We start from the raw sequence: 13,638 nt of genomic DNA on the forward strand, positions 1-13,638 counted from the left end.
TCTTTAACTTAATTTTAACTGAAATACGAAGAGAATTGAAATATAATTATAAAATTAGATATAATGTGTGTAGCAAGGAGTGATTGCGATGTATAAAATAATGATTGTGGAAGATGATGAAACTATCCGCACAGAGCTCAGTACATTTTTAGAAAATAATGGTTATGAAACTTATTGTGTAACCGATTTTAAAACTGTGGTGGAGCAAGTAACCCAAGAAGCAGTAGACTGCATTCTTTTAGATTTGTCTTTGCCAAATGTAGATGGATATTATTTAGCTCGAGAAATAAGAAAAATAAGTAGTGTTCCCATTGTCGTTGTGACAAGTAGAAACAGTACAATGGATGAATTGATGTCGATGAATTTGGGAGCAGATGATTTCATCACCAAACCCTATAATTTGCATATTCTACTCGCACGTCTTCAATCTGTATTGCGTCGCGCATATGAAACGGGAGAATCCCAAGTTTTAATATTAAAAGGGGTTGAACTTGACTTGCCACGTGGAATTGTAACCTATCAAGGGCAAAAACAAGAACTCACTAAAAATGAACTAAGAATTCTCTCTTTTCTCATCAGTAATCGTGGAAGTATTGTTTCGCGTCAAGATTTAATGCAGTATCTCTGGAATACAGACTGGTTTGTTGATGATAATACATTGACTGTGAATATTAACCGACTTCGAAAAAAATTAGAAGAAATTGGCGTCGTTGATTTCATTGAAACCAAACGTGGTATGGGGTATACCATTCATGAAGATTAAAGATTTTATTCACGACAAGCTCTATTTATGCGTCCTTGTTTTGGGAATCATGGGAATCCTGACTTTTTTTCTTGCAGTCTTGGGAATACAAAAAGAAATCATTATCATTATTGATGCATTCCTCATCCTAATTCTCGTAACGGTACTTGTTACCGAATATGGAAGACGTGCTGCTTACTATCAGGAATTACTATCAAACCTTGAAACATTGGATCAAAAGTATCTTATTTCAGAGCTTGTTCAGATTCCGAATTTTATGGATGGCGTCATCCTGCATGATATTCTTAAACAAAGTAACAAATCAATGGTGGATCAAGTCCGAACGTATCAAACTTTACAAGAAGACTATAAAGAATATATTGAATTATGGATCCATGAAGTGAAAACGCCTTTGTCAGGTGCTAAATTAATGGTTTCCAATCATCCATCATCGTTTGATAAAGATTTGATGCGAGAATTAAACCGAGTCGAAGATTATTTAGAACAGGCATTATTTTATGCTCGATCAAATGCTGTGGAAAAAGATTATATGATTCAGGCTGTGAACCTCGGAATGTATGTTCGTAATGTGATGAAACAGTTCGCAAGTATTTTTATTCAGAAGCAGGTTCATCTTGAACTGGAGGATTTAGATTGCACAGTCTATAGTGATCCAAAATGGTTGGAATTTATTTTAAAACAAATTGTTGATAATGCGCTAAAATATGTTTCCACTGAAACGGGTTCAATTCGCATTTATGCACAAGAAAAAGAACAAAGTGTTGTCCTTAATATTATCGATAATGGACCTGGAATTCCATCAAGTGACTTACCACGAGTTTTTGAACGGGGATTCACAGGAAGTTTGGGACGCTATCACAAGCAAGCTACAGGTATGGGATTATTCCTCGTAAAAAGACTTTGTGATAAACTGGAGATTGAAATTAAAATTGAGTCAGAAATAGGCGTTGGCACTTCAGTTCAACTTATCTTCCCCAAATCAGACATGATGTTCAAGTAGCCTTACAGAGATGTAAGGTCTTTTTTTATATGAATTCGGTTATAATACCAATAGGTGATCATGATGAATACATTGAAACTAGCTATGAGAAATGTAAAGAAAAGTTATAAAGAATTTGCAGTTTATTTTGTAACGCTTCTTTTTTCTGTGGCTCTTTTTTATGTATTTGGCTCTGTTGATTCTCAAATATCATTATTAAGTACTACAATTGATAATCATGGAGCAGTCACAGATGTCATGATGGTCATGCAGGTTCTTTCCTATTTTGTCATTTTTATTTTTGCATTCCTAATCATTTACGCGAATAAGTTTTTAATTAAAAGACGTAAGAAGGAGTTCGGTACCTATCTTCTCTTAGGGATGTCTCATTTTAAAATATCTTGGGTAGTTATTATAGAAACGGCTTTAATTGGAATGCTCTCATTGATCTTTGGGTTGATGCTAGGGATTGTGATATCTCAATTTGCTTCTGTTTTCGCAGCATATATTCTTAATACCTCGATCACATTTGAATTCATTTTCTCAATGAAAAGTTTACGTAATACCATCGTATGTTATGCCGTTGTATTTGCGTTGGTTAGTGTTTTTAACTTAAAAACGCTTCGCAAATATAGCATCTCCGATTTGCTAATTGCACATCGGAAGTCAGACACTTTTAGAAAATCGATTTTGTGGTTGTTGTTGGTGCTATCAGTTGGCGTATTACTTGTATATATTGCGTATAGATGGGCTATGGTTCCTTTCCATTTATTGGTAGCATTTCCTTTAATTTTTTTTATTGGATCTGTTGGAACATTCTTTATATTCTATGCAGTTGCGCATCTATTTATTGTCGTAATTCAGAAGTTTAAAAGATATTATTACAGGGAGTTGAATGTATTTATTCTTCGTCAATTCAGTTCAAAAATAATATCATCCTATAAAATGATGGCCACTGTATGTTTGTTAATGTTGACGTCACTCGCCGCTTTTATCGTTGGCTTTAATTTAAACAAAGTTTTAGAACAACAAGCTGAAATATCAGGATATTATGATATTTCTCTAGAGTTATCAGAAACATACTATGAGAGATTAGAAAATGAATACAGCCAATTGATTGATAGTTTAGATTACTATCATACGTATGAATCCGATGTATCACAACAGGATTTATTCACAACGAGTGAGGGGATTATTGTTGATCGCGATATTGCGATGATGAGACTTAGTGACTACAATCGTATTACGTCTGAAAGAAACATTCCAAGCATTCATCTTGGTGAATCGGAAGTTTATTTACACCATAGTGATGTGGAAATGGGAGCACAAATAAAAGATTTGAAAATAACCTCAGGAACAAAGATTGAAATTTTCGGGAGTACATTTGAGTTTATTACTGATTCTTCGGGTAATGACTTCAAATTAAGTAATGGTGGTATTGATGAATTGATTTTTGTAGTTGATGATGCGGTTATGGATGAATGGTCAAATGATGACATGCTTACCTTTAGACGAGAAGTTATAAATATAAAGATTAAAGATGATGTTGATGCCATCCAGTTAAAGAGTGACTTTATACTTGATAATAATGAGAATGAATTTACGTTTGTGACAACCCGTCAAGAAGTTTTGGAGACTTCATGGCAAATGAGACTCTTTATTACCTATGTTTGTGTATATTTAGGAGTAGTGTTCTTAATATGTGCCATGGTACTTATTGCTTTACAAGTTATGTCAGAAGTAAACGATTCAATCGATCAGTATCGTATTCTCGCTGATATGGGAGTGAGTGATGATCAAATTAGTCATATCCTTCGTAAACATGTAGCAATTTATTTCTTATTACCGTTAATGGTGGCATTGATTCATGCAACAGTCGGTGTTACGGCAGTGAATATGAACTTAGCAATTCTTAACTTGGCTCCAAGAGAAATGAATACCGCTGCGATTACGCTTGTTCTCTTCTTATTCATCTACTTTGTTTACTATACGCTAACGATGTTTAATGCGATGAGAATTCTTAAACAACGATAAAAAAAGAGTACTGTGTACTCTTAATTATTTATACATGATGAAATGATGTTCGCCGTTGTCATTGAAGAATTGATGACGGATGGTATAACCGAAAGGTTGATAGTCTGAGACCTCGTCAATTGAATGAGCGGAGAGAACAATGTGATTGTTTCGAGAATCAGCAGTATTTTGAATAAAATTCATAACTGAGCTCAAATCATTTTCATTGTCTGTATTCAAAACAATCTTCATAATATAAGTATATGGAATTTCAGTATTAAAGAGTTCATCGTAGTCGAATTGATCTTTAAAGCGCTTGAAGGTCTTCATGAAACGAATTGGGTGCATGATACATAGGCTTGCCCAAGATTGAAAGAGTTTTCCTTTTTCAGGGAATTCATCATGATACATGATGAGGTAAGTATTATCACCTTCAGCATATAAGATTTCTTCCTCAATACAGTGTTCTAAAAAACGCGTAATAAAAGAACGACTCAGGGGGTCTTCGTCTTCAGAGAATGATTCCAGTAAGTTATTAATAGTATTTTGATTGTTTTGATTCGTAATGGGTCGCATAGTGCCTCCTCTATAATGATATATTGTAGAATAAATTCAAACAGAAAGCAATATGACAAGCTTGTAAGGTAAGTGTAAGAAGAATCGATGGTTTGAAAAGTCGATAAAAACTATACTTGAGTTACAAGGAGGCGGTAGTTATGAAAAACAACGTCAATAAATATGAAGAAATGGAAGCACTATACTTCGAGTTTTGGAATAACATGGAGGAAGATCAAATGGTATTGATGGAGTTATCAGGTACCTTCTTCCCAGGAATTTAATAAAGGAGAAATATATGTCAACAGTATTAGATGTACAAAATATAGAAAAATATTACGGTAAAAGCGGCAACATCACAAAAGCATTGGATGGCGTTTCATTCAAAATTGAAGAGGGTGAGTTTGTCGGAATTATGGGACCTTCAGGTTCTGGTAAGACAACATTGTTGAATTGTATCTCAACGATTGATACGGTTACAAGTGGACACATTATTGTCAGCAACAATAATATTACAAATCTAAAGAAAGATCGTCTTCAAAAATTCAGACGTGAACAATTGGGTTTCATCTTCCAAGATTTTAATTTGTTAGATACATTAACGGCATATGAAAATATTGCACTTGCACTGACAATTCAAAATGTAAATTATAAAGAAGTGAATCATCGTATCCATGAAGTTGCGAAACTATTGGATATTGAAGACGTCTTACAAAAATTCCCATATCAAATGTCGGGTGGGCAACAACAACGTGTTGCGAGTGCTCGTGCCTTGATTACAAATCCAAGCCTTATTCTTGCTGATGAGCCTACAGGAGCTCTTGACTCGAAATCAAGCCGTATGTTACTGGAAAAACTTCAAGAATTAAATGAGGAACAAAATGCAACGATCATGATGGTTACGCATGATGCATTCAGTGCAAGTTATGCAAATCGTATTCTCTTCATCAAAGATGGAAAAATATTTAATGAACTTGTAAAAGGTAATGATTCACGTAAAGAATTTTTTGACAAGATAATCGATGTTGTCACCTTATTAGGAGGCGATGCATCAAATGTACTTTAAACTTGCGATGCGAAATGTTAAGAAAAGTTATAAAGACTTCTTTATATATTTTATCACCTTAACATTTTCGGTATCATTATTCTACGTCTTTAATTCATTTGAAAATCAAGCAGCAATTATGGAATTATCCGAAGGCCAAAATATGATGGTAAAGGCTCTGACAACAGTCATGAGTGTTATGTCGGTAATTGTTGCTTTTGTTTTCGCCTTTTTGATCCTTTATGCGAATAGTTTTCTAATAAAACGTCGTAAAAAAGAGCTGGGACTTTATACACTCTTAGGGATGCAAAAGAAAAAAATATCACTGATTCTTATTACAGAAACGCTATTTATTGGTGTTATCTCACTGGTAACTGGACTGTTACTGGGTTATGTACTAACTCAAGGAGTTACTGTATTAAGTGCTCATATGATGGCAGTTAATATAAATTATAAGTTTGTCTTCTCGTTAAGCGCTACTGTTAAAACAATCTTAAGCTTTGGAGTAATCTTCTTAATCGTTATGATATTTAATCAAACAATATTAGGGAAATTTCAACTCATTGACTTACTTCGTGCCAATCGAATTAACGAAGAAAGTAGTATTAAAAGAATGTGGGTTGCAGTTGTATTCTTCATTATTGGAGTGATAGGACTTGGTGCAGCATATCGTTGGGCGCTTGAACCACAACAGTTAATTATGAGTTTGGGACCTATTGTATTATTAGGGAGTGTTTCAACATTCATTATCTTTAAGTCATTCTCTGGATTTTTACTGAAGTTCATGCAAACGAACAAACGTCATTACTTTAAAGGTCTGAATATGTTTGTATTGAGACAAGTGAGTGCTAAAGTTAACTCAACATATAAAATGATGGCATTGATTAGTTTGATGTTGTTGTTTGGTATCGGAACATTGGTAACTGGATTTAATCTAAACTCAGTTATGAATTCACAATTAGAAGCTACGACACCATACGACCTTACAACCTCTGTGATGCAAACAACAGATCCTCAATCAGACGTAATGTCAAAAATTGGTATCAATAGCATTGAAGGCGTTAAACACGCACAACAACTTGAAATCATCGGTATTGGCTTAGATACATCCATCTTCAATGATTCATTAAAACCAGGCAAAGAGTTTGGCTTTGATTCTTCAGTATCATTTGCAAAATTAAGTCAATACAATCAATTTAGACAACATGCTAATAAAGAACCACTTGTCTTAACAGGTAACCAAGTCTATTTACACAAAACAGGAATGGAATCACAAATGAGCATGTCCAATGTTCATGAGATTGTGGATCTTGATAAAGCGCATGTTACCATCAATAATGCTGAATATTCAATTTTACATGATGATCAAACACTCGCTGTACAAAATGGCGGCTTTATGGAAACCTTATTTATTGTGAATGACGATGTGTATGAATCCATGAGACCATCTGTTGATTATATTAATACAGTCGTGGCGGTAGACTTAGAAGAAGAAAATAATAGTAAAGTTGAATCTACTTTAAACCAACGTTTTGAAGCACTTGTAGGTGAAAATGGTCATGTGTACAGTCTCTCATCAAAAGATATGATTGAAAACATGCAAGGTATTGAGCTTATGTTTACTTACATTGGACTATACTTGGGAGTTGTCTTCTTGGTAAGTAGTGTTGTTGTCTTAGCACTTCAACAAATCTCTGAAGCAAGCGACAACCAACAACGCTATCAAATTCTTAACAAAATTGGTGTTGAAGAGAAGATGAGCAATCGTTCCATCTTCAAACAGAATGCTATGTATTTTATGATTCCTCTCGTCGTTGCTTTAGTCCACTCTTATGTCGGAATTAAAGCTGTAAATATTAACTTGAATCTTGCTGGACTTGCACCCACAACATTACAACCAGCAATTATTACAATGACTATGGTACTCTCGATCTATCTCATTTATTTTGTTATTACCTACATGACAAGTAAATCAATTATCAAAGGTAAGTAAAATTTCTAATTCGAGAGTGGTAATATTCCAACATTATGATAATATATTATAGGTTGGAAGGAGATTGAAATGAAAAAATTAGGAATGTTATTAATGGCTTTTGTCCTTGTAGGATGCTCTTCATCAAAAGATGTAAGTATGACTGCAGAATCAGAAACATTAAAGAGTGATGTTACTCTTAAAGTTAAGGATGACAAAGTTGTGGGATGGACTGAAAAAGATGTAATTCCAATGTCAAAAGAGGAACTTGACAAGTCTTATGGAAGTCTATACGCACAATTTGCAAATTCAAAACAAGTACCGGGAGTTACATTTGAATATGATCATAATGGTAAAGAAGTTGTGATTAATATCGATGTAGACTTTAGTAAAACAGAGGGCGAAATTGTTAAGGACTACTATAGCTATCTTGAAAATTCTGCAACAAGTTTAATCTTTAAATCAGAAGATAAAGGTGTTTCAGTAATTAAAGAACTTCTAGAATCACAAGGAAGTTACAAAACTAAGTAGTCAAAGACCTATATCAATAAAAATACCGAGATGTCTCAATAGAGAAGTCTCGGTATTTTATTATCTAAGATACGATATATTAGCGAATTGCTTTACATGCGTCTTTAGCAGTAAATGCATCCAGTTGTTTAACTGTTAATTTTTGATTAACATTTAATGATAATTCAGTATCCGTAGCAACAAAATGGAAGTCGAAAACTTTACCACCAGCTACTGGTAGGTATTTGTTTGCCCCTTCTTTATTGACGCGTGCAAAATAAGTGTACTGTCCTACAGGTTCTGTTGTAGCAGTATCGACTTCTTCGGATCCTTTCTTACCAATAGTAAGTGCTCCGTCTGTAAAGGTGGCGATGACATCATCCCCGCAGTCATAAGAAATATTGGTGAGGACTGCCCCTATAGATTCTGGTTGGTAACCATCGAGTTCTTTTGGTTTTGTAGTTTCTTCTTTGGGTTTGGTTGCTGTTTCAGTAGCTTTGTCATCTTTCTTTTCCTCTTCTTTAGGAGTGCTTGAACAACCAACGAGTAGTAATACCATCATTAATCCTATAACTAATTTTTTCATATCATATCCACCTTTCCTTGTGTTGCTTCCATTTTAACCTATTTAAAACACAAATGAAAGTCTTTTCATGAAAAAGATTGAAATAGATGTAAAAAATTATGAAACAATGTTTCATAATTTGCAATCAGGATTTAAAATGTTCGTTACGGTCAATCAAAGCAAAAAAAAAACGGCCGAAGCCGATTCGTTTAATTTCTGGAGCAGGTGAGGGGAATTGAACCCCCGCCTCAACCTTGGCAAGGTCGTGTTCTACCATTGAACTACACCTGCAAAATGGCGGTCCAGACGGGACTCGAACCCGCGATCTCCTGCGTGACAGGCAGGCATGTTAACCACTACACCACTGGACCATTTTACAACACTGATAAAGAGCATAAATCGTTTCTGGAGCAGGTGAGGGGAATTGAACCCCCGCCTCAACCTTGGCAAGGTCGTGTTCTACCATTGAACTACACCTGCAAAATGGCGGTCCAGACGGGACTCGAACCCGCGATCTCCTGCGTGACAGGCAGGCATGTTAACCACTACACCACTGGACCATTTTACAATTAGAATGGCGGAGATGGGGAGATTTGAACTCCCGCGCCAGTTTCCCGACCTATACCCTTAGCAGGGGCACCTCTTCAGCCACTTGAGTACATCTCCGTGTTGATTTATTTACTCTTTATTTGAGTGCTAATACATACTAACATATGTTTTAGACTTAGGCAATACTCTTTTTCACTTTTATTTATAAATTAATTCGGAATCAGTTATAATAGAGATAACTTCGCAAAATTTACCTATTTTGTCGACGTTAAGCCGATTATTAGGAGGTAGCATGGAAAAAAGAAAATCATTCATTATCAACGTAATCTATTTTATATTAGTTTTGGGAATCGCTGGGATAGGAACTTACTTCGCTTTTAGTTATCTTATGCCGTTCATCATTGGTTTCTTAATTGCATTTATTTTAAGACCGGTAATCTATAAATTAACCCGTCACTTTGGAAATAAAAAATGGATATCGCTTCTTGTCATTTTTCTTTTCTATATATTAATAGGATTTGCAGTTTTCTGGATTTCAATCGCTGCAATTTCGGGAATTGAAAAATTCGCAGTAAAACTACCTGGATTCTACAACAATACACTTGCACCTTCTCTTGCAAATCTTTTCGATGGATTTGATGGTGTCTTTTCATCAAGTGATCCAAACATTGCAAGTACCGTTCAGGAAATTACGGCAGTATTAACAGCAAATGTAAAAAATATTGTACAAGGACTTTCGACAGGTGCCTTAAACTTTATTACAAAAGTTATCTCATCGGTACCAAGTTTACTAATTTCGACATTAATTGCAATTATTTCGTCGTTCTTCTTTACCACTGACTATAGAAACATTGTTAATAACATATTTAATGTCATTCCAGAGAAACGTCGCCAACTTGTTCTTGATATCAAAGATGGCCTTGTAGGAACAATTGGAAAGTATCTTCAAGCCTATGCTAAACTTATGAGTCTAACATTCGTGGAGCTATCACTTGGATTGTGGTTGGTAGGAATTACAAACCCTATTGGTACCGCATTTATTATCGCGATTGTTGATATCCTTCCCGTACTTGGAACTGGAACTGTCATGATTCCATGGTTTATCATTGAACTTATCTTAGGAAACTTTACACGAGGTATTGCGCTTGCCGTAATTTATGTCTTAATTACAGTTGTAAGAAATGTACTAGAACCTAAGATTGTTGGTGAACAAATTGGGCTTCATCCACTTGCAACGTTAATCCTTATATATGTGGGAATGAAGTTATTTGGATTTGCTGGGTTATTTGGATTGCCTATCGGTGTAACAATCGTTAAAACACTTCATGATGAAGGAAAAATACAGTTCTTCAGAAACATCTCAGATTCAAGAAATGAATCTAAAAATCAGCTTGAAGAAATACAGGATTAAATCTTTACAATATAGCACAACGGTGTTATAGTATTCACGCATATAAAAATGATCAAAAATATATTGACAATTGACATATGTATGTTAAGATAGAAAAGCTTGTGAATAAATAGGGTTTCTCTTCGGAGAAGCCCTAATAATATCAAGTCCACGGCACGCTTGGTAATGTGTGCATAATTTATTAGAGGAAGGAGATAATAAATGCCTACAATTAATCAGTTGATTCAAAAAGGTCGTACACGTCGTGTGTATAAATCAAAATCACCGGCACTTGGTCGTAGTTTGAATACGATTAAACGTCAAACAACAAAAGTTAACAGCCCACAAAAACGTGGAGTATGTACTCGTGTTGGTACAATGACACCTAAGAAACCTAACTCAGCTTTACGTAAGTACGCTCGTGTTCGTTTGAGTAATGGTATGGAAGTTACGGCTTATATTCCTGGAATTGGACACAATCTACAGGAACATAGTGTTGTATTAATTCGTGGAGGTCGTGTTAAAGACTTACCTGGGGTTCGTTACCACATCGTTCGTGGAGCAATGGACTGTGCAGGAGTTAACGAACGCCGCCAAAGCCGTTCATTATACGGTACAAAGAAACCAAAAGAAAATTAATAAATATCTAGAATGAGAGGAGTGAATTAATATGCCAAGAAAAGGACATGTTCCAAAGCGCGATGTAGTTGCTGATCCAATTTACAATTCAAAATTAGTAACACGCTTAATTAACAGAATCATGGTTGATGGTAAAAAAGGTAAAGCCCAATCAATTCTGTATAATGCATTCGCAATTATCGAGGAAAAAACAGGTCGTCAACCAATGGAAGTTTTCGAGGAAGCTCTCGATAACGTATTGCCAGTTTTAGAACTTAAAGCTCGCCGTATTGGTGGATCAAACATTCAAATTCCAGTTGAAGTAACCCAAGAACGTAGATTAACTCTAGGACTTCGTTGGATTGTTCAATATTCACGTTCACGTGGAGAAAAAACAATGGAAGAACGTTTAGCAGCAGAGATTATCGATGCAGCAAACGGAACTGGTGCATCAGTTAAGAAACGTGATGATGTACATAAAATGGCTGAAGCTAATAAAGCATTCGCACATTACCGTTGGTAAGAACATTAACGAAAGGAGAGAATTAAACTATGGCACGTGACTTTGATTTAAACATGATGCGTAATATCGGGATTATGGCCCATATTGACGCTGGTAAAACTACAACTACGGAACGTATTCTTTATTATACAGGACGTACACACAAAATCGGGGAAACTCACGATGGAGCAGCTACCATGGACTGGATGGCTCAGGAGCAAGAACGTGGTATCACGATCACTTCTGCAGCTACAACAGCAGCATGGAAAAACCACCGTATCAATATTATTGATACCCCTGGCCACGTTGACTTTACAGTTGAAGTTGAACGTTCCCTTCGTGTTCTTGATGGTGCGGTAACAGTTCTTGATGCTAAATCAGGAGTTGAACCTCAAACTGAAACAGTTTGGCGTCAAGCTACGAAGTACAACGTACCTCGTATCGTTTTTGTAAATAAAATGGATGCAACCGGAGCTGATTTCTACATGGCGGCTAATACAATTGTTGACCGTCTTGGAGCTAAATCTGCACCAATTCAACTTCCTATTGGAGTTGAAGATAACTTTACAGGACTTATTGATATTGTTGAGGAAAAAGCACACATCTTTGCTGATGTTACTCAAAAATCCGATGATATCGTTGAGGTTCCTGAAGAATTTAAAGAACAAGTAGCGCAAGCTCGTGAAGTTCTTTTCGATCAAATTGCAGACTTTGATGAAGACTTTATGATGATGATCCTTGAAGGTGAAACACCATCAATCGATCAAGTAAAATCTACAATCCGTAAAGCTGTAATTAGCGGGGAATTCTTCCCTGTACTATGTGGTGCTGCATATAAGAATAAAGGTGTTATTGCTATGCTTGATGCCGTTATTGATTACTTGCCATCACCATTAGACATCCCACCAGTTTCTGGTACATTACCAAATGGTGAAGAAACAGTTCGTCTCGCTAGCGATGAAGAACCATTCTCAGCTTTAGCATTTAAAGTTGCTACTGACCCATTTGTTGGACGTCTAACATACTTCAGAGTGTACTCAGGTGTTGCTCAATCTGGCTCTGGTGTTTACAACTCAGTTAAACAAAAACGTGAGCGTTTCGGTCGTATCATGCAAATGCATGCTAACCACCGTCAAGAAATCGAAGAAGTATATGCTGGAGAAATCGCAGCTGCTATCGGTTTAAAAGTTACAGGTACTGGTGATACACTTTGCGATGAAAAACACGAAGTCGTGTTAGAATCAATGATCTTCCCAGAACCAGTTATCAACGTTGCCTTAGAACCAAAAACTAAAGGTGACCAAGATAAAATGGGTCTTGCACTTGGAAAACTTGCTGAAGAAGATCCAACATTTAAAACTTATACTGATGAAGAAACAGGACAAACAATCATTGCCGGAATGGGTGAGTTACACTTAGACATTCTTGTTGATCGTTTGAAACGTGAATTCCATGTAGAAGCTAATGTTGGTAAACCACAAGTTGCTTACCGTGAAACAATTCGTGGTACAGCAGAGTGTGAAGGTAAATTCGTACGTCAATCCGGTGGACGTGGACAATATGGACACGTTTGGATTAAATTCGAACCAAACCCAGGCAAAGGATTTGAATGGGTCGATGCTGTTGTTGGTGGTACTGTTCCTCGTGAATATATCAAACCTGCACATGATGGACTTGAAGCTTCACTTCAAAATGGTTTAATTGCTGGATATCCTGCAATTGACATTAAAGCTACATTATTCGATGGATCATCTCACGATGTTGACTCGAGTGAAATGGCTTATAAAGTTGCTGCAAGCTTAGCATTCAAAGAAGCTGCTAAAAAATGTAACCCAGTTCTATTGGAACCTGTTATGGATGTTGAAATTACAGCACCTGCAGAATACCTAGGACCAGTTATGGGAGATATTTCATCCCGACGCGGACAAATTCGTGATCAAGAAGAACGTAACAATGCAGTTACTGTTAAAGCGTTCGTTCCACTTTCAGAAATGTCCGGATATACAACAGACTTACGTTCATTTACACAAGGACGTGGTAACTCATCAATGCAATTCGATCACTACGAAGAAGTGCCAAAGAGCATTGCTGAAACTGTTGCAAAAAGAAAAAAATAAATTCTGATACATAGTTATTGATTTTAAATTGTGTTTATCTTAATATATAGATGAAAGGCA

General features: G+C 35.8%; 13 protein-coding genes and 5 tRNA genes. 11 read left to right on the forward strand and 7 right to left on the reverse strand.

Annotated elements, in window-relative coordinates; all coding sequences use genetic code 11:
* The first annotated feature begins 88 nt into the window (after positions 1–88).
* From H9L01_RS05825 to H9L01_RS05835, 3 genes are read left to right on the forward strand one after another with little or no spacing between them, the layout of a single operon-like run.
* Entirely contained in the window at positions 89–763 is a 675-nt protein-coding gene (locus H9L01_RS05825) for a response regulator transcription factor (protein ID WP_187533044.1), read from the forward strand.
* Positions 753–1,763 (forward strand): sensor histidine kinase, encoded by a 1,011-nt coding sequence (locus tag H9L01_RS05830; protein ID WP_187533045.1) that lies wholly within the window; start codon positions 753–755, stop codon positions 1,761–1,763. Before H9L01_RS05825 ends, H9L01_RS05830 begins: the two co-directional genes overlap by 11 nt.
* Before the next feature lie 60 nt (positions 1,764–1,823).
* On the forward strand, positions 1,824–3,776 hold the full coding sequence (locus tag H9L01_RS05835; RefSeq protein ID WP_187533046.1) for an FtsX-like permease family protein: 1,953 nt from the start codon (positions 1,824–1,826) through the stop codon (positions 3,774–3,776).
* Between the two features lie 24 nt (positions 3,777–3,800).
* Here H9L01_RS05835 and H9L01_RS05840 read toward each other — a convergent pair whose 3' ends face one another.
* The gene (locus H9L01_RS05840) at positions 3,801–4,331 is read right to left on the reverse strand and encodes a hypothetical protein (RefSeq protein WP_187533047.1); all 531 of its coding nucleotides are present in this window, start codon (positions 4,329–4,331) and stop codon (positions 3,801–3,803) included.
* A 140-nt stretch (positions 4,332–4,471) separates the two neighbouring features.
* Here H9L01_RS05840 and H9L01_RS10875 point away from each other — a divergent pair, with 140 nt between their 5' ends.
* The 4 genes from H9L01_RS10875 (at position 4,472) to H9L01_RS05855 (ending at position 7,858) form a co-directional block, all read left to right on the forward strand.
* Positions 4,472–4,594, forward strand: a complete 123-nt coding sequence (locus tag H9L01_RS10875; RefSeq protein WP_281381166.1) for a hypothetical protein — start codon at positions 4,472–4,474, stop codon at positions 4,592–4,594.
* A 14-nt stretch (positions 4,595–4,608) separates the two neighbouring features.
* On the forward strand, positions 4,609–5,376 hold the full coding sequence (locus tag H9L01_RS05845; protein WP_187533048.1) for an ABC transporter ATP-binding protein: 768 nt from the start codon (positions 4,609–4,611) through the stop codon (positions 5,374–5,376).
* The gene (locus tag H9L01_RS05850) at positions 5,366–7,348 is read left to right on the forward strand and encodes an ABC transporter permease (protein ID WP_187533049.1); all 1,983 of its coding nucleotides are present in this window, start codon (positions 5,366–5,368) and stop codon (positions 7,346–7,348) included. Before H9L01_RS05845 ends, H9L01_RS05850 begins: the two co-directional genes overlap by 11 nt.
* Before the next feature lie 69 nt (positions 7,349–7,417).
* Entirely contained in the window at positions 7,418–7,858 is a 441-nt protein-coding gene (locus tag H9L01_RS05855) for a DUF1307 domain-containing protein (RefSeq protein WP_187533050.1), read from the forward strand.
* A 79-nt stretch (positions 7,859–7,937) separates the two neighbouring features.
* Here the strand turns inward: H9L01_RS05855 and H9L01_RS05860 are convergent, their stop codons facing one another.
* The 6 genes from H9L01_RS05860 to H9L01_RS05885 form a co-directional block, all read right to left on the reverse strand.
* A complete protein-coding gene (locus H9L01_RS05860) occupies positions 7,938–8,423 on the reverse strand; it encodes a hypothetical protein (RefSeq protein WP_187533051.1) in 486 nt (161 codons plus the stop codon).
* Between the two features lie 196 nt (positions 8,424–8,619).
* Positions 8,620–8,693 (reverse strand) — tRNA-Gly (locus H9L01_RS05865).
* Between the two features lie 4 nt (positions 8,694–8,697).
* Positions 8,698–8,773 (reverse strand) — tRNA-Asp (locus tag H9L01_RS05870).
* Positions 8,774–8,808: 35 nt separating this feature from the next.
* A tRNA-Gly gene (locus tag H9L01_RS05875) sits at positions 8,809–8,882 on the reverse strand.
* Between the two features lie 4 nt (positions 8,883–8,886).
* Positions 8,887–8,962, reverse strand: a tRNA-Asp gene (locus H9L01_RS05880).
* 15 nt (positions 8,963–8,977) lie between these two features.
* Positions 8,978–9,068 (reverse strand) — tRNA-Ser (locus tag H9L01_RS05885).
* Between the two features lie 175 nt (positions 9,069–9,243).
* On the opposite strand from H9L01_RS05885, the gene ytvI reads away from it, so the two are divergent.
* The 4 genes from ytvI (at position 9,244) to fusA (ending at position 13,578) form a co-directional block, all read left to right on the forward strand.
* A complete protein-coding gene (gene ytvI, locus H9L01_RS05890) occupies positions 9,244–10,362 on the forward strand; it encodes a sporulation integral membrane protein YtvI (RefSeq protein ID WP_187533052.1) in 1,119 nt (372 codons plus the stop codon).
* Between the two features lie 201 nt (positions 10,363–10,563).
* The gene (rpsL, locus tag H9L01_RS05895; RefSeq protein WP_187533053.1) at positions 10,564–10,980 is read left to right on the forward strand and encodes a 30S ribosomal protein S12; all 417 of its coding nucleotides are present in this window, start codon (positions 10,564–10,566) and stop codon (positions 10,978–10,980) included.
* Between the two features lie 31 nt (positions 10,981–11,011).
* Complete coding sequence (rpsG, locus tag H9L01_RS05900) at positions 11,012–11,482, forward strand: 30S ribosomal protein S7 (protein WP_187533054.1); 471 nt, start codon at positions 11,012–11,014, stop codon at positions 11,480–11,482.
* Positions 11,483–11,511: 29 nt separating this feature from the next.
* Positions 11,512–13,578, forward strand: a complete 2,067-nt coding sequence (gene fusA / locus H9L01_RS05905; protein ID WP_187533055.1) for an elongation factor G — start codon at positions 11,512–11,514, stop codon at positions 13,576–13,578.
* The last annotated feature ends 60 nt before the right edge of the window (positions 13,579–13,638 follow it).

It is taken from the genome of Erysipelothrix inopinata, from assembly GCF_014396165.1.
GTDB lineage: Bacteria > Bacillota_I > Bacilli_A > Erysipelotrichales > Erysipelotrichaceae > Erysipelothrix > Erysipelothrix inopinata.

Coding starts and splice junctions, on each gene's coding strand:
- H9L01_RS05840 (WP_187533047.1), bottom strand. CDS start 4,331: ATGCGACCCATTACGAATCAAAACAATCAAAATACTATTAATAACTTA.
- H9L01_RS05825 (WP_187533044.1), top strand. CDS start 89: ATGTATAAAATAATGATTGTGGAAGATGATGAAACTATCCGCACAGAG.
- H9L01_RS05850 (WP_187533049.1), top strand. CDS start 5,366: ATGTACTTTAAACTTGCGATGCGAAATGTTAAGAAAAGTTATAAAGAC.
- H9L01_RS05845 (WP_187533048.1), top strand. CDS start 4,609: ATGTCAACAGTATTAGATGTACAAAATATAGAAAAATATTACGGTAAA.
- fusA (WP_187533055.1), top strand. CDS start 11,512: ATGGCACGTGACTTTGATTTAAACATGATGCGTAATATCGGGATTATG.
- H9L01_RS05830 (WP_187533045.1), top strand. CDS start 753: ATGAAGATTAAAGATTTTATTCACGACAAGCTCTATTTATGCGTCCTT.
- H9L01_RS05855 (WP_187533050.1), top strand. CDS start 7,418: ATGAAAAAATTAGGAATGTTATTAATGGCTTTTGTCCTTGTAGGATGC.
- ytvI (WP_187533052.1), top strand. CDS start 9,244: ATGGAAAAAAGAAAATCATTCATTATCAACGTAATCTATTTTATATTA.
- rpsG (WP_187533054.1), top strand. CDS start 11,012: ATGCCAAGAAAAGGACATGTTCCAAAGCGCGATGTAGTTGCTGATCCA.
- H9L01_RS10875 (WP_281381166.1), top strand. CDS start 4,472: ATGAAAAACAACGTCAATAAATATGAAGAAATGGAAGCACTATACTTC.
- H9L01_RS05835 (WP_187533046.1), top strand. CDS start 1,824: ATGATGAATACATTGAAACTAGCTATGAGAAATGTAAAGAAAAGTTAT.
- rpsL (WP_187533053.1), top strand. CDS start 10,564: ATGCCTACAATTAATCAGTTGATTCAAAAAGGTCGTACACGTCGTGTG.
- H9L01_RS05860 (WP_187533051.1), bottom strand. CDS start 8,423: ATGAAAAAATTAGTTATAGGATTAATGATGGTATTACTACTCGTTGGT.